We start from the raw sequence: 17,752 nt of genomic DNA, 5'->3' as shown, positions 1-17,752 counted from the left end.
AGTTGATTTTTTTGGGCGGAATAATCGGATTTCAGGCTGCCTATCCATGCAAACCGGCGCGCAAGGCAAACGCGGGCGCAGATGACGGCAGCCTGAAAACCTAAAACCGCGCTCCCTACGGCTTGCCCGCAAGCCGTACCCTAACCACACAAAAGGCAGCCTGAAACGCCGTTTCCGCGCCACGGGCGGCTGCACGATTTGAGCTGTTTGCGCGGCGAGATTATGCAATCGCTGTATCACGCGCAGCAGGATACGCAGCAGGCGGCAACGGTGGAATTTGTGATTTGAGGCAGCCTGAAAACGCCCTGTCCGTTTTCAGGCTGCCTCAACGCATAACCGCCCCATCCCATCCATCCGACAACAAAAAAGAACCCGATTATGTACACACGCCGCGATTTTATGAAATTGTCCGCCCTGTTCACCGCATCCGCCGCGCTGCCGCTGTTGCAAGCCTGCGGCAAAAACGCCGCCATGCGGCCCGATGCGCCGCTTGCCATCGGCTATCTGCCTATTGTGGATGCCGCGCCGCTGCTGGTGGCGCACGGCAAAGGCTTGTTTGAACAACACGGCGTGGCGGCGGCAAAGCCCGTACTGTTCCGCTCGTGGGCGGGGCTGGTGGAAGCGTTTTTATCGGGGCAGGTGAATTTGATTCACGTGCTCTCGCCGATGAGCGTGTGGATGCGCTACGGCAGCCGTGCGCCCGTGCGCGCGCTGATGTGGAACCACGTTTGCGGCTCGGCGCTCACGGTGCGCCCCGATGTGAACGCGCTAGCGGATTTGCAGGGGCAAACGGTGGCGATTCCGTTTTGGTATTCCATTCACAACATCATCGTGCAACAGATGCTGCGTCAGGCGGGCTTGGCGGTAGTGGAGAAAAACCCGCAGGCGGGGCAGGTGCGGCTCACCGTGATGCCGCCTTCCGACATGGTGGCGGCGTTGGCGGCCAAGTAAATCGGTGGATTCATCGTTGCCGAGCCGTTTAACGCGCTGGCGGAAGCCAAAGGCGTGGGCAAAATCCTGCGCTTTTCGGGCGACATCTGGCGCGACCACGCCTGCTGCCTGAGCATGATGCACGACCACGACATCCAATCGCGCCCCCAATGGGTGCAAAACGTGATTAACGCGCTGGTGGACGCGGCAGCGTTTGCCAAACACCATCGCTCCGAAACGGCGGAGCTGCTGGCAAAACAAGGCATCCGGCACTACACGCCGCACGATGCCAAAGTGCTGCGCGCCGTGTTGCAGCCCGAACCCATCGTGTGGCAGAAATACGAGCGCACGGGCGCCATCCGCCATGCCGATTGGCAACAGCGGCGGGTGGATTTCCAGCCGTTCCCGTTCCAGTCATACAGCGAATTGCTGGTTAAGCTGCTCAAAGAAACGCATCTGGCGGGCGTGAACACCTTTCTGAACGATGTGCAGCCTGAAAAAGCCGCCCGCGAGCTGTTTGACACCCGCTTTGTGGAACGCGCCTTGCAGCGCGACGGTTTGATGTCGTCGTTCGGCCTGCAATCGCTGCAACGGCAGAAAACATTCGCTTTATAGGACACACACCATGAAATACCGCACACAAATTCTGGGATTAACGGGCTTGCTCGCGCTGCTGGCGTTTTGGCAAATCGGCAGCCTGATTTTGGCGCAATCGATGCCGCTGGCCAACATGCTCACGCCCGCCGCCGCATTGGGCAGCTTGGCGCATCTGTTGCCCGAAGCCGCGCTGTGGGCGCACATCGGCGCAAGTTTGCAACGCGTGGCAGTGGGCTTGATGGGCACGTTGGCGGCGGGCATTCCCATCGGCTTTGCGCTCGGCTTGTCGCGCCGCGCCGAAGAGGCCGCCGGCCCCGCGTTTCAGTTTTTGCGCATGGTGTCGCCGCTGTCGTGGATGCCCGTGGCGGTGATGCTGTTTGGCATCGGCAACGCGCCGATTTATTTTTTGCTGGCGTTTGCCGCCGTGTGGCCGATTATCCTGAACACCGCCTCGGGCGTGCGCAACATCAACCCGCAATGGCTGGAACTCGGGCGCTCGCTCTCGGCAACGCGCGCGGAGATGCTGTTCAAAATCATGCTGCCCGCCGTGCTGAGCGACATTCTCAACGGCTTGCGGCTGGCGATTGGCATTTCGTGGGTGGTGCTGGTGCCCTGCGAAATGCTCGGCGTAAACGAAGGCTTGGGCTATTTTATTTTGGACACGCGCGACAGGCTGGCGTATTCGGAGTTGATGGCGGCGATTGTGCTCATCGGCATCATCGGCTGGCTGCTGGACAGCGCAGCGCGCCTGCTGGCGAAACAACAGCGCAAGGCATAGCACACCCAAAAGGCAGCCTGAAAACCCCATCGCAGTTTTCAGGCTGCCTTTTTGCCGAAACAACGTTTGAGGCAGCCTGAAATCCGTTTCTTGCTATAATCCGCAAACCGAATAAACAATTAAACCTTTCCCCTCAACAACCTGCAAAAGAACAATATGAAAAAACTGGTTTTAACACTGGCGCTGGCGTTATCCGGCGCGGCGGGCGCACACGGCGTTTGGGTGGCGCAGCATTATGGCGAATACGGCATCGTGTACGGCATGGGTGCGTATGACGATGCGTATGCCGGCAAGAAAGTGCGCGCGGTAAACGGTTTGGACGAAAACCTGAAACCCACGCCCGTGCAAACGCGCGGCCATATGCAGCACACCTTTGTCGAGCCGCAAAAAGCGGCGGTGGTAACCGTGGTGTTTGACAACGATTTGTGGCGCAAAACGCCCGAGGGCAAATGGAAAGAGCTCAAAGCAGGCGAAAACGCGCCCGCCGACGAAGTTTCGCGCTCGCTCAAATACAACATCAGCATTTTGAAACCCTATCAGGGCAAATTGCAGCCGTTTGCCGATTTGCCCGTGCAAATCATCCCCGACCAAGACCCCTCGCAGCTCAAACAAGGCGAAGCGTTCACCGTAACCGTATACAACCAAGGCCGCCCCGCCGCCAATGCGGAAGTTACCGCCGATTATGTGAACGATATGCCCAACCGCGTGAAAACCGACGCGCAAGGACGCGCCACGCTGCACGTTCGCAACGCAGGTGTGAACGTGGTCGGTGCGATGCTGTCCGCCAACATGCCGCAAGATAAAGTGGCAACGCTGCACCGCGTGGTGTCAACGCTGTCGTTTACCTCGTCTAAAAAGTGATTTGAGATAAAAAGGCAGCCTGAAAACCGTTTTGGTGGTTTTCAGGCTGCCTTTTTATCATTGAATAACGCTTCCGGCTTATTTGCCGTCCCACGCTTTAATCGCATTCAGGCGGATGTTCACGCGGTCTTGCGGCGTGCCTTTAAAGTAGTCTTTCGCCAAGCCGCCTTCCCAATCACCATAGTTCGGATTGGGCAACACGATGAATTTTTTGCCAAACGCTTGGCTGTTTTCTTTTACGAATTGACGGCGTTCAGCGTTGGGTTTGTGGTAAGTGGCATCGCCAAAATCGTTCAAGTTGTCGCCAATATACAGCACGATGTCGTAGCCTTGTTTTTCAATTTCGGCAAAGCGGATGGATTTGCTTGATTTGTCTTTTTTCAACAATAAGGTTTGGTCGCTTACCCCGTTGAAACCCAGTTTTTTCAAGTCTTCAACCGTGGCAACTTTTTCGCCGTCATCTTTGCGGTTGGACACATAAAACATTGTGCCGCCGTGTGTGTTCACATAATTGTTGAATTCCACCGCACCGGGCACCGCTTGGGTTTGGCGAGCGTTCACCCAGCGCGTCCAGTCTTTGCCGTCAAACGCTTTGCCGTGCTGCACTTGCCAGCCTGCGTAGGCACTGTTGTCCACCATGGTTTCGTCTAAATCCACCACCACGGCTTTTTTCTTGCCTTTGGCTGCGCTGGCGTTATCAAAAGCCACTTTTGCCGTGTTAAACGCTTGATACGCCAAGGCTTGATATTCGCCCGATTGCTGCATCCAGTTAATGCCCATCACGGCTTGTTGCTGCAACTGGGCATTGGCTTGGGCTTGCTCATCACCAGATGGCGCGTGTTGCGTGGCGCAGCCTGTTAGGGCAAGCATCAGGCTAAATGCGATGGCGGAAAATTTGGCTGTTCTCATTTGGTTTCTCCTTGTGTTATGAAATGTAAAGAAATTATAACGCAAGGAAACAGGAAACAAAATAGCCAAATGACAAAAACCGTCTGATTGGGGTTCAGACGGCTTTGATTGGGCTTTCAGGCTGCCTTTATGCTTTAAGGCAGCCTGAAAATGGGTTAATGCTTATTTAAAATCAGTTTTCCAACAGCGAGCGCAGCATCCAAGCGTTTTTCTCGTGGGTTTGCATGCGGGTGGTGAGCAGGTCGGCGGTGGGTTCGTCGTTGGCTTCGTCCACAGCGGGGAATAGGGCGCGGCAGGTGCGCACTACGGCTTCCTGTCCTTCCACCAATTCGCGAATCATCGCCTGCGCGTCGTTGCGGCTGTCGCCATCGGGGATGGAAGCGAGTTTGGCAAATTCGCCGTATGAACCGGGGGCAAGCTCGCCCAGCGCGCGGATGCGCTCGGCTACTTCGTCCACCGCCAGTGCCAGCTCGGTGTACTGTTGTTCAAACATGGTGTGCAGGCTGTGGAACATCGGGCCGCGCACGTTCCAATGGTAATTGTGGGTTTTCAGATAAAGGGTGTAGGTATCCGCCAGCACTTTGGCCAAGCCTTGGGCGATGGTTTGGCGTTGTTGTTCGGTCATGCCGATGTTGATGTTCATGGTGTTTCCTTTCAAATTAAGAACGCTGGACATCCAGCGGTTTTTATAATAGCACTAATCAATAGTGTTTTCAAAATTAATTTGATTTTTTTATTTTGCTTCATTTTGGTTTTGCTGCGTGAGCCGCCTATGCGGTTTGCACAATCTGCTGTTTTCCCAAAATTTGAGGCAGCCTGAAAACCGAATTTCAGGCTGCCTCAACCTCACGCATCAAACATGCGCGCGGCTTTCTCCTTCGCCGTCCACATTCTCGGCACAACGGGCGCACACGGTTTTATGCCCGGCCACCGTGCCCACGGTTGCCACATAATGCCAGCAGCGTTCGCATTTGGGCGCGGCGGATGCGGCTACTTCGGCGGCGAAAGCATCGCCCTGTTGCAGCGTGATTTTGGAAACCAGCATGGCAAAGCGCAACTCTTCGCCCAGCGTTTTCAGGCTGCCTAACACAGGCTCGGGCGCGGTCAACACCACTTCCGCTTGCAGCGATGAGCCGACGGCTTTATTGGCACGCAAAGGCTCAATCGCCGCGTTCACCACGGCGCGGGCTTCGCGGATATGCTTCCATTTTTCCACCAGCGCGGCTTCGCTGGCGGGGTTCATCGGCGGGAAGTCGTGCCAAGTGTGATACAGCACGCTGTCTTCCTCGCCGCCGCCGATGATGTCCCACGCCTCCTCGGCGGTGAAACACAAAATGGGCGACATCAGCAGCACCAAGCTGCGCGTGATGTGATACAGCGCGGTTTGCGCCGAACGGCGCGCGTGGCTGTTGGTTTTGGTGGTATAGAGGCGGTCTTTCAGAATATCCAAATAGAACGCGCCCAAGTCTTCCGAGCAAAACTGCACCAGCTCTTGCACGGCAAAGTGGAAGGCGTAGCGCGGATAATGTTCGCCCGCCAATTTCTCTTGCAACTGCCGCGCCAGCACCAGCGCGTAGCGGTCAATTTCCACCATATCGGCTTGCGGCACAGCGTCTTCAATCGGATTGAAATCGCTCAAATTGGCAAACAAGAACGCCAGCGTGTTGCGAATGCGGCGATAGCTTTCGGTAACGCGCTTTAAGATTTCTTTGGAAATCGCCAAATCGCCCGAATAATCGGTTGCCGCTGCCCACAAGCGCAAAATATCCGCGCCAAATTCGTTATAAACTTCTTGCGGCGCAACCACGTTGCCAATGGATTTGGACATTTTGCGCCCGTTTTGGTCCACCACGAAGCCGTGCGTCAAAAGCTGTTTGTACGGCGCGCGCCCGAACGCGGCGCAGCCTGTGAGCATGGACGATTGAAACCAACCGCGATGCTGGTCGCTGCCTTCCAAATACAAATCGGCAGGCCAAGCCAATTCTTCGCGCTGTTTCAACACGGAATAATGCGTGCTGCCCGAATCAAACCAAACGTCCATGGTGTCGGGCAGTTTGTCGTATTGCGCGCAGTCTTCGGGCGGCAGAATGTCGGCTTTGTCCAATTCAAACCATGCGTTGATGCCTTTTTCTTCAATTTTTTGGGCGACTTTTTCCAACAATTCGGCAGAATCGGGGTGCAGTTGCCCTGTTTCTTTGTGCGCGAAAAACGCCATCGGCGTGCCCCAATAACGCTGGCGGGAAACCACCCAGTCGGGGCGTTGCTCAATCATCGCTTGCAGGCGGGCGCGCCCCCATGCGGGGAAGAACTCGGTGTCGTCCACCGCTTGCAGCGCATCGTTGCGCAGCGTGTTGCCTTTTTTGCCCGCTTTGTCCATGCCGATAAACCATTGCGGCGTGGCGCGGTAAATCAGCGGGGTTTTGTGCCGCCAGCAATGGGCGTAGCTGTGTTCAATTTTGCTGCTGGCGAGCAAACGTCCTTTTTCTTCCAGCCATTCCAAAATGATGGGATTGGCTTCCCACACGGTTTTGCCTGCCACGCGCGGCACGCTGCCGACAAACCGCCCCGAGCCGTCAATAGGGTTGATGAGCTGGATGTCGTATTGCTTGCAGACAAAATAATCTTCCATACCATGCGCGGGCGCGGTGTGCACCAAGCCTGTACCCGCATCGGTGGTAACATGACTGCCGTTTAAAATGGGGATGTCGCGCTCCAAAAACGGGTGGCGGCAAAGCAGGTTTTCCAAAGCTGCGCCTGTGGTTTCCGCCAGCACGGGGCAACCTGAAAAACCGTAGCGCGCCAATGCGTCTTCCGCCAAATCTTTTGCCAGCACCAATTTGCCTTTGGGCGTGTCAATCAGCTGATAAACGATGTCTGCGCCTGCAGAAATGGCTTGGCTGGCGGGCAGTGTCCACGGCGTGGTTGTCCAAATCACGGCAAAGGCTTCGCCTGCGATTTCAGGCTGCCCAAACGCTTGGGCAAGCGCGGCGGTGTCTTGAAAGGGATATACCACGTCAATAGCGGGCGAGACTTTGTCTTTGTATTCCACTTCGGCTTCGGCAAGCGACGAGCCGCAATCCAAGCAGAACTGCACGGGTTTTTCGCCGCGGAACAAATAGCCGGCGGAATAAATCTCGCCAATCATGCGCACGGTGTCGGCTTCAGTTTTGTAGTCCATCGTGCGATAGGGGTTTTCCCAATCGCCCAGCACGCCCAAACGGATAAAGTCTTTTTTCTGGCGGGCGATTTGCTCGGAAGCATATTCGCGGCACAGCTCGCGGAAACGGCTGGCGGGCATGTCTTTGCCGTGCAGTTTTTCCACCATCACTTCAATCGGCAGCCCGTGGCAATCCCAACCGGGCACATAAGGCGCGTCAAAGCCCGCCAGCGTTTTGCTGCGGATGATGATGTCTTTTAAAATTTTATTGACCGCATGTCCGATGTGGATGTCACCGTTGGCATAAGGCGGGCCGTCGTGCAGAATGAATTTGGGGCGGCCTTTGGCAATTTGGCGCAGTTTTTGATAGCGTTTTTCGTCTTGCCATTGTTTTACCCAAGCGGGTTCGCGTTTGGCAAGGTTGCCGCGCATGGGAAACGGAGATTCGTAAAGATTAACGGTTTTGGAGTAATCGGTCATGGTGTGGGCTCTGTAATCGTAAAAATAAAGAAAGAGGAAAAGGGGTTTTCAGGCTGCCTGAAATCGGCTTGGACATGGAAAAACGACCATTCTACAAGCCTTTATCCTTTGTGAAAAGCAATGCGGTAGCGCGGGCGGCGTTTCGCTGCTGTGTAAACGCGGGTTAATGCTCATTACCAAACGCTGCATTTGCAGGTAAGATGCGCGCCGTTGCCATTTGGCAATATTCAACCAATGGAGATTTACCATGAATATCAAACACGTTTCCTTGATTGCGGTTTCTGCACTGGCTTTGGCAGCTTGCGCGGGCAGCGAAAACCCTTCGGCAAACAACGACCCACGCGATAGCGCAATGGGCAATATGTCTATGCAACAACAGCAAGCGATGAAGCCCCAAGTAGGTGGCACCAAACGCTTTGAATGCGACAACGGCATGACCGCCACCGTGAAATACGGCAGCGGCGCAATCAATCTTGCCGTGGACACCATGGGCAAATCGGCTGTGTTGAACCAAGCGATGTCGGCATCGGGCGTGCGCTATGCGTCTAACAGCGCGTTCTATGGCAACCCTGCCGAGTGGCACGAAAAAGCAGGACGCGAAGCCTATTTTGAATTTAGCGGCTCGGACGGCAGCGTTGTGAACACCAACTGCATGGCAAAATAATCCGATATTTGAATAGTCAATCAGACCGATTTCAGCATGGTTGTTGAAATCGGTTTTCGTATTTGAAGGCAGCCTGAAACAGCAAATCTGGCTTCGCCATGCTGTCTGCTTAACAATTCTTAACTGGATAGAAAGATTATGCTAGAATGCGCCCGTTGTTCTCGCTTAATCAAAAACGCGCTGAACAATGATTTTCAGGCTGCCTCACAGCCTAAACACAATTAGTCGGGGTGCTGCGCAAGCGGCTGAGAAAACACCCGTGAACCTGACACAGGTAATACTGGCGTAGGAAACTAATCAAAACAACTGTTTATGTTGATTTATGAAACCCACCGCCATTTGCCGTGTTGTGCAAATGGCGTTTTTTATTTTTAACAGGAGAATACCCATGAAATTTGTTCATTTTAGCGTGCTTACTTTGTCGCTCGCTTTAAGCCACGCCGCTTGGGCGCAAACAGAAGTACGGTTGGCCGTGAGCGATTCATTTGATTTGCCCAAACCCGTGATTGCACAATTTGAGCAGCAAAACGATGCCAAAGTTTCCATTGTGAAACTGGGCAGTGGCAATGAAATGCTGAACCGATTGATTTTAAGTAAAAAATCACCGTTAGCCGATGCGGTATTCGGGCTGGATAACAATTCGTCCGCCAAAGCGCACGCGGCAGGCATTTTGACAGCGAAACAACCGCAAAGCAAAGCAACATCGGTTTCTTTATCACACGCATTAGCGGTGGATTTTAGTTTTGTAACGTTAAACTATGACAAACAGTGGTTTGCCAAAAACAACCTGCCTTTGCCTAAAACACTGGATGATTTGGCACAGCCCAAATACAAAGACTTGGTTGCCGTTCCCAATCCGGCCACATCCACCCCGGGTTTGGCATTTTTGTTAGCCAATATCAGCGGTTTGGGCGAAAAAAATGCGTTTAAATGGTGGGGACAAATGCGGCAAAATGGCGTGAAAATCACCAAAGGCTGGTCGCAAGCGTATTACACCGAATTCACACTCAACGGCGGTTCACGCCCGATTATCGTGGGCTATGCCACCAGCCCTGCGGCGGAAGTGTTTTACAGCGAAGGCAAGCTCAAATCGCCCAATATGGGCAACTTGTTCTTGCACGGCGGCAGCTATTTGCAGGTTGAAGGCGCGGCAGTGTTAAACCAAGCCAAGCAGCCTGAAATGGCGGCGAAGCTGGTGCAATATTTGCAAAGTCCTGCGGTGCAAGATTCGCTGATGACTTCCATGTGGGTTTATCCTGCGGTAAAAGGAACGAAAGCGCATCCGATTGCAACCCACGCTTCTACGCCCAAAGATGCCAAGTTGCTGCCCGCGGCGCAAGTAAACAGCAAGCAAAAAGATTGGGTGGCGCAATGGACGCGCGTGGTGCTCAAATGATTTGAGGCAGCCTGAAAACAAAAAGGTATCCGTTTGGGATACCTTTTTTGCTGCGCGGCTAGGGCGTATCGGTATGCCGTTTAATGCGCGTCGTCCCAATTTTTGCCTATACCCACTTCGGCAACCAGCGGCACATCCAGCACACCTTTGCCCACGCTTGCCATCAGCGCAGGGATATTTTGCACAATCCGTTCTTGTTCGCTTTTGGGCACTTCCAACACCAATTCATCGTGCACTTGCATGGTCAAACGCGTTTTCAGGCTGCCTGAAAGTAAGAAATCATCCACCGCAATCATGGCGCGTTTGATTAAATCGGAAGCGGTGCCCTGCATCGGCGCATTGATGGCGGCGCGTTCCGCTCCTGCGCGTGCCTGCGCATTTTTTGCGTGAATATCAGGCAGATACAACCGCCGCCCAAACAGCGTTTCCACATAGCCCAAATCTGCCGCCTGCTCTTTGGTGCGCTGCATATAATCCGCCACGCCCGTGTAACGTGCAAAATAGCGTTTGATAAACATATCGGCAGACGCGTTATCAATCCCCAGCGATTTTGCCAAGCCATAGCTGCTCATGCCGTAAATCAAGCCAAAGTTAATCGTTTTGGCGTAACGGCGTTGCTCGGGCGTAATGTTTTCAGGCTGCATGCCAAACACTTCGGCGGCGGTGCGGCGGTGCACGTCTTCGCCATTTTTAAACGCCTCAATCAGCGTTGCGTCGCCGCTTAAATGCGCCATGATGCGCAGTTCGATTTGCGAATAATCGGCAGACACAATCACGCTGTTTTCAGGCGCAATAAACGCTCGGCGCACGCGCCGCCCTTCGCTAGTGCGGATGGGAATATTTTGCAGATTGGGATTATTGCTTGCTAGCCGCCCCGTAATCGCCACCGCTTGCGCATAATTCGTGTGGATACGATGCGTGTTAGGGTTAATCATTTCAGGCAGCTTATCGGTGTAGGTAGATTTGAGTTTTGCCAAACTGCGATTTTGCAAGATGATTTTTGGCAAAGGATAATCCATCGCCAGTTGTTCCAACACCGCTTCGTTAGTGGATATACTGCCCGTGCTGGTTTTCTTTAAGCCTTTGGTTGGAATGCCTAATTTTGTAAACAAGATTTCTTGCAACTGCTTGGGCGAATTCAAGTTAAACGGTTGTCCTGCTAAATCATAGGCTTGCTGTTCTAGTTTCAACAATTCCGCACCCAATTCCGCGCTTTGCTGCGCCAATTCCGCGCGATCAATCAGCACGCCATTACGTTCCATGTGAAACAACACCTGCGCCACAGGTAATTCCATTTCTTCATACATTTTGCGCTGCTCATCGCTCATCTGCGCTTTTAAATGCGCTTCAATGCGCAACGCAAAATCAGCATCTTGGCAAGCATATTCCGTTGCCTGCTCAACCGAAACATCAGCAAACGAAATTTGCTTCGCGCCCTTGCCGCACAAACTTTCATAAGTAATCGTTTCCAAGCCCAGCCAACGTTGTGCTAATTCATCCAAACCATGCCCCAAATGGCTTTCCAACACATAGGAAGCTAACATCGCATCGCCTGCAATTCCTTGCAATTGAATGCCATGATTAGCAAAAACGTGTTGGTCATATTTTAGGTTTTGCCCAATTTTTAATAACGTTTTGCTTTCCAAATATGGTTTCAGGCTGCCTAACAGCGTTTCCCAGCTTAATTGCTGCTCAGCAAATGTGTGATTAATCGGAATATACACCGCTTCGCCTGCGGCAAAAGCCATGCTGATACCCACCAGCCGCGCATTCATTGGGTCTAGCGATGTGGTTTCAGTATCCAAGCCAATTTGCTCGGCTGTGGATAATTTTCTGAGCAATTCATCCAACTGCGTTTGATTGATAACTGCTTGATAACTCAGCTTTTCAGGCTTAGGAGCAAGTATGATTTCAGGCTGCCTTTGCGCATCAAACGCAGCTTGCGTGCCCACATCATCCGCTGCAAATAAATCATCACTTACTTGGCTAGATAATTGATTTTCTGCTTCTTTTAACCAAGTTTTAAACCCCAGCTCACGAAAATGCACCGCAAGCTGTGCCCATTTAGGCGCGTTGCGGCGCAAATCATCCATGCCATTGGGCAATTCGCTAAACAAATCAACATCGGTTTTAATCGTTACCAATTCATACGATAAAGGCAGTTGTGGCAAAGCAGCACGCAGATTTTCCCCAATTTTTCCTTTAAATTCATCTGCTTTATTCATAATATTTTGCAGAGAACCAAATTCCGCCAACCATTTTGCCGCCGTTTTTTCGCCACATTTTTCCACCCCAGGCACGTTATCCACTTTATCACCCATCAGTGCCAAAAAATCGCGAATCTGATTAGGATGTACACCAAATTTGTTGAACACGCCCGCTTCATCCAGCGTTTCATTTTTCATGGTATTCACCAGCGTGATGCGCTCGCTCACAAGCTGTGCCATGTCTTTATCGCCTGTGGATATAATCACATTCATATCCGCACTTTCAGCCTGCTTTGCCAGCGTGCCAATCACATCATCCGCTTCTACATCGCTGATTTTCAATACCTTCCAGCCCATCAATTCCACCAAATCAGGCAGCATATCGGCTTGCGGGCGCAAATCATCAGGCATGGGCGGGCGCGTGGCTTTGTAATCAGGAAACAGCGCGTGGCGGAAATTTTTGCCTTTGGCATCAAACACGCAAGCGCAATAATCATGCGGGGTTTCTGCACGCAAACGGCGCAGCATATTCAATACGCCGTAAACCGCGTTGGTTGGCGTGCCATCAGGCGCAGAAAGATGAGTCATGGCGTAAAACGCGCGATAAAGATAGGACGAGCCGTCCACCAAGAGTAAGGTTTTTGTGGTCATTTTAATATTCAACATCAATAAAAAAGCTGCCTAAAACCATTCTAGGCAGCCTGAAAATCAATTTAGGCAAATAATTTGGCAAACGCTTTTTTCAAATCATCATCGGTAAGCGGCAAGCATTTGCGAATATCCTCAAACGAAAGCGAAGCCACAATTTGGTCGACTTTATGCTCTTGCGCGCCCAATTTTTTCAATTTGGCAACCAGCATTTGCCCAACCATAGATTCCAACGCTTCTTGACCTTCTGATGAATTCATTTTTCGTCCTTTCAACTAAACAAATACACAATGATAATGGCTGCTATTATAACAATAATCTGATTGATTTGTTTAGCTATTCCTATTTTCAGGCTGCCTAGGGGCTGCTGATATTCAACTTTTGAAGTGAATTTTGCGTCATAAAATGGCAGATGCAAGGCAAAAATGCGAGCCAATGCCATCCATTGGCGAGTATTTTTAACGCGGCAGATGCCGTTTTAGGGCGAAAAATCCGCCAAAATGTTGATTATCAACAGTCCCTAATAACGGCGCAATTCTTCTTGCAACGCCTGCATATTTCTAATACGGTCAGCCACTTGCATACCAAAGCGTTTAATCGCCGCATCATTTTTCGCTTTGCCTGCTTTAACCAAATTATTTTGCGCGGCTAAAAGCGCATTTTTTTCGCGGCTGATTTCCTGTTGCAACACTTCGCGCTGTGTTAATTTTTTCGGTTCAGACAGCGATACAACTTTGGCAAGCTGGCTGGGAATGCGCGTATTAGTGTGAAGTGCCGCCACTTGGTTACGTAAATTGGCTTGTACCTTGTTATCCGCAGCCATATCAGAAACAGGCGGCAGCAAAACCGTATCGTTAAACAGCTGGCTGGAATCTTTCCACACACGGCTAATCTCATCATCAATCGCTTGTGGCACGCTGGCAGGAATAGGCGCAACCATAGAAGCAGAAGCGGGTTCAGATGCCGCTTCTGCGCTCGTGTTTACGGTTTCAGCATGGACGCTGTGGATGAAACTTGCTGCTGCAAGGCATACCAACCATTTAAATTTCATCATGTTTTCAGGCTGCCTAATGTGGATAACTTAAAGCAACATCATACCAAAATTACGCTTTTCAGGCTGCCTGAAACAGCTGCCAATCCCTCATTTTTAGAAAACTTTGCACTATTAACTTTTCTTTATTTTTATTTACTTCAATTGGTTGTTTTAAATCTTATCGCCACACATATCCTTTTTTAATAATTTGGATACCTTTTACAACTATAAAAAAGCAGCCTGAAACTGTGGATAGGTTTTTAGGCTGCCTACTTTTTTGTGCTTAGTGTTCCACTTGTTCGGGCAAAAATCCGCCGCTCTGATGCGCCCATAATTTGGCATATAACCCGTTGTTTGCCAACAGTTCTGCGTGCGTACCTTCTTCCACGATTCGCCCTTTATCTAGCACAATTAATCTGTCCATGGCGGCGATTGTGGATAACCTGTGGGCAATTGCGATTACGGTTTTGCCTTCCATCATTTTATCCAAGCTTTCTTGGATTGCCGCTTCCACTTCGCTATCCAACGCACTGGTCGCTTCGTCCAATAGCAAAATCGGTGCATCTTTAAGCATCACACGGGCGATGGCAATACGTTGGCGTTGTCCGCCCGATAATTTCACGCCACGCTCGCCAACATGGGCATCGTAGCCTGTTCTGCCTTTTGCATCTGACAAATTGGGGATAAAGTCAGCGGCTTCGGCGCGTTTGGCAGCCTGAAACATTTCTTCGTCGGTGGCTTCGGGCCTGCCGTACACAATATTGTCGCGCACGGAGCGATGCAGCAGGCTGGTATCTTGTGTTACCAAGCCGATTTGGGCGCGCAGGCTTTCTTGTGTGATGTCGTTGATGTTTTGCCCGTCAATTTCAATTGTGCCACTTTGCGGCTCATAAAAGCGCAACAGTAAGTTCACAATGGTGGATTTGCCTGCGCCGCTGCGTCCGATTAAGCCGACTTTTTCGCCTGCCTTGATGTTCAGATTGAAGCCATTTAGCAAGGGTTTGCCCGCTTCGTAAGAAAAATCAACGTGGCTGAAACTGATGTTGCCCTGTTCCACTTTTAACGGCAATGCGGCAGGTTTATCCAAAATAGTTTGCGGTTTAGACAAGGTCGTCATGCCGTCCGACACTGTGCCGACATTTTCAAACAGCCGTGCCGACTCCCACATGATAAATTGCGACAAGCCATTGAGCCGCAATGCCATGGCGGTGGCGGTAGCAACCGCCCCTGCGCCAACGTGTCCGCCATGCCACAGCCACACACCCAGCGCGGCGGTGGATAACGTGAGCGATGAGTTAATAATGAAACTCCAAGTGTGCAACAGCGTGGCAAGCCGCATTTGGGCGTACACAGTTACCATAAATTCGTCCATAGACTGCTTGGCGTAACGGGCTTCGCGTGCGCCGTGCGAAAAGAGTTTCACGGTAGCAATATTGGAATAGGCATCGGTAATGCGCCCCGTCATCAGGCTGCGCGCATCCGCTTGTGCCTGCGCCGTTTTGCCAAGCTTCGGCATCAACAGCTTCATCATCAGCGCGAACGACACTATCCACAAGGCAAACGGCACAAGCAACCAACCATCCATTGCCGCCAGAATCAGCCCGGAAGTCAAAAAATACACAAAAATGTAAATCACCATATCGGCGATGGTCATCACCACATCGCGCACGGCAAGCGCGGTTTGCATCACTTTGGCGGATACGCGCCCCGCAAATTCATCCTGATAAAACCCGAGCGATTGGTTCAGCATCAAGCGGTGAAAATTCCAACGCAAGCGCATCGGGAACACGCCTTGCAAGGTTTGCAAGCGCACATTAGACGCAACAAAATGCCACAACACGGCAAATACCATCATTGCAACCATGCCGAACAGCGCCCAGCCTTTTTCAGCGAACAATGTTTCTGGTGTGAATTTTCCAAGCCAGTCCACAAGTTTGCCCATGAATTGAAACAGCAGCGCTTCCATAATGCCGATGCCTGCGGTCAAAATCGCCAGCACAAATATCCACACGCGCACCCCTTCCAAATTGCTCCAAATAAAGCGGAACAAACCTTTGGAAGGTGTAATGGGCGTTGCTTCGGGATAAGGTTCCACTCGGCTTTCAAACCAAGCGAATATTTTGGTTAAGAATTTAGTGTTTTTCATAAAGGATAATGGTTTCAGGCTGCCTTAAATATCATTCTAGGCAGCCTGAAAACGGATATGTTGTTAATCTAAACGGGTTTGGCAAACAAAGTGGTACGATTGAATTTCAAAGCCTTGTTGAAAATAAACGCGATGAGCAATCGTTCGCTCGCTGCCCACATGACAATCAACATGAATTTGCGTGATACCTTGTTCCGCAGCAATTTGATGCACTTTATCCAACAGCCGCGAAGCATAACCGCAACGGCGACTTTGGGGGATGGTAATCAAATCATCAATATGAATGTGCCGCCCGCTAACCAAATCGGTTTTTTCACGAAACCCGCATACAGCAACCGCGTTGGTTTTTCCTGCTTCAAACAATCCAAGCAAGCGATAGCCTTGCGCACGTTGCACATTATTCACTTGCTCTACAAATTGGTTGATGTCATTAAGCGTGGGGCGCAACACGCTCAATGCAGCAAATACACTTGCCGTTTCTTTGGGCAAAATTTCACGCACATGGCTGGTTGGTTCTTCTGCTTTTTCAATAGATTGTTCTGCTTTTTCTTCAACAATGGATTTATTGTTATCTTTAACAGACTCTGTAAGTTGATTTTCAGGCTGCCGATGAGAGTAAAAATCCGAACCACGCATAATCTGCAAATCATTATCCGCCGCAAAGTCCATCAAAAAACGGAACATGCCGGGATTAATTTCTTCAAGGCTGGGCGAAACCTCTACACAACGGACTTTATTCAATAATACAGGTCGCACCCATTCTTGATGCGACGATTGATTATCTTTGCCAAACGACGAAAGAATACCGCACAACCGTTCTGCCCAATCGCTGGGACGAAACACCTTGCCATTACTGGTTGTGCCATGAATAATAATTTCATCGCTGGGTAACATAATCCATTCCGCAAAAAAGCAGCACAAAGAGTGCTCATTATACCTGACATGTATCAATCAAACCTTGAAAGATAAAACAAAACCGCTTGGAATACCAAGCGGTTGAAATTTGGTTGCGGGGGCAGGATTTGAACCTACGACCTTCGGGTTATGAGCCCGACGAGCTACCATGCTGCTCCACCCCGCGTCAGAAGGGCGAACTATACGCCATATTAATTTAGCTGTCAAATTCTTTATGTTTATTTTCAGGCAGCCTGAAAACCGTTTAACGAATAATGCCGCGTTGTGATGCCGCAATAAATTCATGCAAAATTTGCAATTCCGAATTGGTTTTAGCCATTTCTGCAATTTTCGCTTTTGCTTCGTCTAAGCCTAAATCTTGCATATATAAAACCTTATAGGCCTGTTTAACCAGCGAAATTTGTTCTGCCGAAAAACCGTTACGCCGCATTCCTTCGCTGTTTAAACCCGCCGGTTCAGCGCGATAACCCGCCGCCATAAAATAAGGGGGGACATCTTTATGCACGCCTGCGGCAAATGCTGTCATGGCATATGCTCCAATACGGCAAAATTGAAACACCAAAGTATAACCGCCCAACACCACATAATCGCCAATGGTTACATGCCCTGCAAGCGATGCATTATTGGCAAAAATAGTATGATTTCCCACAACACAATCGTGCGCTAAATGGCAATACGCCATAATCCAATTATCATCGCCAATCCGCGTTTCGCCGATGCCTGTAACCGTGCCGGTGTTAAATGTTGTGAATTCACGAATGGTGTTGCCATTACCAATAATAAGCTTAGTAGGCTCATTGCAGTATTTTTTATCCTGCGGCTGCGCACCCAAACTGGCGAATTGGAAAATTTTATTGTTTTGACCTATTATCGTATGCCCTTCAATCACAGTATGTGCGCCAATTTCCGTGCCTGCATCAATTTGCACATTTGCGCCAATAACGGAATAAGCACCCACTTTCACACTGCTATCTAATTCAGCTTTGGGGTCTATGATGGCTGTTTTGTGGATTAAAGACATAATACTCTCG

At 50.8% G+C, this 17,752-nt stretch carries 13 protein-coding genes, 1 tRNA gene, 1 pseudogene and 1 riboswitch; of the genes and pseudogenes, 5 read left to right on the top strand and 10 right to left on the bottom strand.

Annotated elements, in window-relative coordinates:
• Positions 1–378: 378 nt before the first annotated feature.
• The 3 genes and pseudogenes from H3L93_RS12245 (at position 379) to H3L93_RS12235 (ending at position 3,166) form a co-directional block, all read left to right on the top strand.
• Positions 379–1,545: pseudogene (locus tag H3L93_RS12245) on the top strand (ABC transporter substrate-binding protein).
• Between the two features lie 10 nt (positions 1,546–1,555).
• Positions 1,556–2,305: an ABC transporter permease gene (locus tag H3L93_RS12240; RefSeq protein WP_003798316.1), complete on the top strand. Its 750-nt coding sequence runs from the start codon at positions 1,556–1,558 to the stop codon at positions 2,303–2,305.
• Positions 2,306–2,461: 156 nt separating this feature from the next.
• A complete protein-coding gene (locus H3L93_RS12235) occupies positions 2,462–3,166 on the top strand; it encodes a DUF4198 domain-containing protein (RefSeq protein ID WP_003798314.1) in 705 nt (234 codons plus the stop codon).
• A gap of 78 nt (positions 3,167–3,244) precedes the next feature.
• Here H3L93_RS12235 and H3L93_RS12230 read toward each other — a convergent pair whose 3' ends face one another.
• The 3 genes from H3L93_RS12230 to ileS form a co-directional block, all read right to left on the bottom strand.
• Positions 3,245–4,075: a 5'-nucleotidase, lipoprotein e(P4) family gene (locus H3L93_RS12230; RefSeq protein WP_003798312.1), complete on the bottom strand. Its 831-nt coding sequence runs from the start codon at positions 4,073–4,075 to the stop codon at positions 3,245–3,247.
• Between the two features lie 172 nt (positions 4,076–4,247).
• A complete protein-coding gene (locus H3L93_RS12225; protein WP_040559067.1) occupies positions 4,248–4,718 on the bottom strand; it encodes a Dps family protein in 471 nt (156 codons plus the stop codon).
• A 210-nt stretch (positions 4,719–4,928) separates the two neighbouring features.
• A complete protein-coding gene (gene ileS / locus H3L93_RS12220) occupies positions 4,929–7,712 on the bottom strand; it encodes an isoleucine--tRNA ligase (RefSeq protein WP_003798308.1) in 2,784 nt (927 codons plus the stop codon).
• Positions 7,713–7,959: 247 nt separating this feature from the next.
• Here ileS and H3L93_RS12215 point away from each other — a divergent pair, with 247 nt between their 5' ends.
• Together H3L93_RS12215 and H3L93_RS12210 are read left to right on the top strand one after the other, a co-directional pair.
• Positions 7,960–8,376, top strand: coding sequence for an MliC family protein (locus H3L93_RS12215; RefSeq protein WP_003798307.1), 417 nt, complete (start codon positions 7,960–7,962; stop codon positions 8,374–8,376).
• Between the two features lie 216 nt (positions 8,377–8,592).
• Positions 8,593–8,685: riboswitch (TPP riboswitch) on the top strand.
• Between the two features lie 79 nt (positions 8,686–8,764).
• The gene (locus H3L93_RS12210) at positions 8,765–9,772 is read left to right on the top strand and encodes a thiamine ABC transporter substrate-binding protein (RefSeq protein ID WP_040559141.1); all 1,008 of its coding nucleotides are present in this window, start codon (positions 8,765–8,767) and stop codon (positions 9,770–9,772) included.
• A gap of 80 nt (positions 9,773–9,852) precedes the next feature.
• On the opposite strand, the gene polA is transcribed toward H3L93_RS12210, so the two are convergent.
• The 7 genes from polA to lpxA all read right to left on the bottom strand — a co-directional run bounded on the left by polA (position 9,853) and on the right by lpxA (position 17,742).
• A complete protein-coding gene (gene polA, locus H3L93_RS12205) occupies positions 9,853–12,630 on the bottom strand; it encodes a DNA polymerase I (RefSeq protein ID WP_040559139.1) in 2,778 nt (925 codons plus the stop codon).
• 62 nt (positions 12,631–12,692) lie between these two features.
• Positions 12,693–12,887: a hypothetical protein gene (locus tag H3L93_RS12200; protein ID WP_003798300.1), complete on the bottom strand. Its 195-nt coding sequence runs from the start codon at positions 12,885–12,887 to the stop codon at positions 12,693–12,695.
• Positions 12,888–13,147: 260 nt separating this feature from the next.
• The gene (locus H3L93_RS12195) at positions 13,148–13,681 is read right to left on the bottom strand and encodes a hypothetical protein (RefSeq protein ID WP_003798295.1); all 534 of its coding nucleotides are present in this window, start codon (positions 13,679–13,681) and stop codon (positions 13,148–13,150) included.
• 262 nt (positions 13,682–13,943) lie between these two features.
• Positions 13,944–15,806 (bottom strand): ABC transporter ATP-binding protein, encoded by a 1,863-nt coding sequence (locus tag H3L93_RS12190; RefSeq protein WP_003798290.1) that lies wholly within the window; start codon positions 15,804–15,806, stop codon positions 13,944–13,946.
• 63 nt (positions 15,807–15,869) lie between these two features.
• The gene (locus H3L93_RS12185) at positions 15,870–16,700 is read right to left on the bottom strand and encodes a GNAT family N-acetyltransferase (RefSeq protein WP_003798288.1); all 831 of its coding nucleotides are present in this window, start codon (positions 16,698–16,700) and stop codon (positions 15,870–15,872) included.
• A 110-nt stretch (positions 16,701–16,810) separates the two neighbouring features.
• Positions 16,811–16,887 (bottom strand) — tRNA-Met (locus H3L93_RS12180).
• Between the two features lie 78 nt (positions 16,888–16,965).
• Positions 16,966–17,742 carry an acyl-ACP--UDP-N-acetylglucosamine O-acyltransferase gene (gene lpxA, locus H3L93_RS12175; RefSeq protein ID WP_003798285.1) on the bottom strand — a complete coding sequence of 259 codons (777 nt, stop codon included), beginning with the start codon at positions 17,740–17,742 and terminating at the stop codon, positions 16,966–16,968.
• Between the last annotated feature and the right edge of the window lie 10 nt (positions 17,743–17,752).

It is taken from the genome of Kingella oralis (assembly GCF_014054985.1).
GTDB classification, from domain to species: Bacteria; Pseudomonadota; Gammaproteobacteria; order Burkholderiales; family Neisseriaceae; genus Kingella_B; species Kingella_B oralis.
The sequence above is the reverse complement of the archived record's forward strand: the minus strand, read 5'-3'. Positions and strand labels throughout refer to the sequence as shown.

Coding starts and splice junctions, on each gene's coding strand:
- H3L93_RS12240 (WP_003798316.1), top strand. CDS start 1,556: ATGAAATACCGCACACAAATTCTGGGATTAACGGGCTTGCTCGCGCTG.
- H3L93_RS12235 (WP_003798314.1), top strand. CDS start 2,462: ATGAAAAAACTGGTTTTAACACTGGCGCTGGCGTTATCCGGCGCGGCG.
- H3L93_RS12230 (WP_003798312.1), bottom strand. CDS start 4,075: ATGAGAACAGCCAAATTTTCCGCCATCGCATTTAGCCTGATGCTTGCC.
- H3L93_RS12225 (WP_040559067.1), bottom strand. CDS start 4,718: ATGAACATCAACATCGGCATGACCGAACAACAACGCCAAACCATCGCC.
- ileS (WP_003798308.1), bottom strand. CDS start 7,712: ATGACCGATTACTCCAAAACCGTTAATCTTTACGAATCTCCGTTTCCC.
- H3L93_RS12215 (WP_003798307.1), top strand. CDS start 7,960: ATGAATATCAAACACGTTTCCTTGATTGCGGTTTCTGCACTGGCTTTG.
- H3L93_RS12210 (WP_040559141.1), top strand. CDS start 8,765: ATGAAATTTGTTCATTTTAGCGTGCTTACTTTGTCGCTCGCTTTAAGC.
- polA (WP_040559139.1), bottom strand. CDS start 12,630: ATGACCACAAAAACCTTACTCTTGGTGGACGGCTCGTCCTATCTTTAT.
- H3L93_RS12200 (WP_003798300.1), bottom strand. CDS start 12,887: ATGAATTCATCAGAAGGTCAAGAAGCGTTGGAATCTATGGTTGGGCAA.
- H3L93_RS12195 (WP_003798295.1), bottom strand. CDS start 13,681: ATGATGAAATTTAAATGGTTGGTATGCCTTGCAGCAGCAAGTTTCATC.
- H3L93_RS12190 (WP_003798290.1), bottom strand. CDS start 15,806: ATGAAAAACACTAAATTCTTAACCAAAATATTCGCTTGGTTTGAAAGC.
- H3L93_RS12185 (WP_003798288.1), bottom strand. CDS start 16,700: ATGTTACCCAGCGATGAAATTATTATTCATGGCACAACCAGTAATGGC.
- lpxA (WP_003798285.1), bottom strand. CDS start 17,742: ATGTCTTTAATCCACAAAACAGCCATCATAGACCCCAAAGCTGAATTA.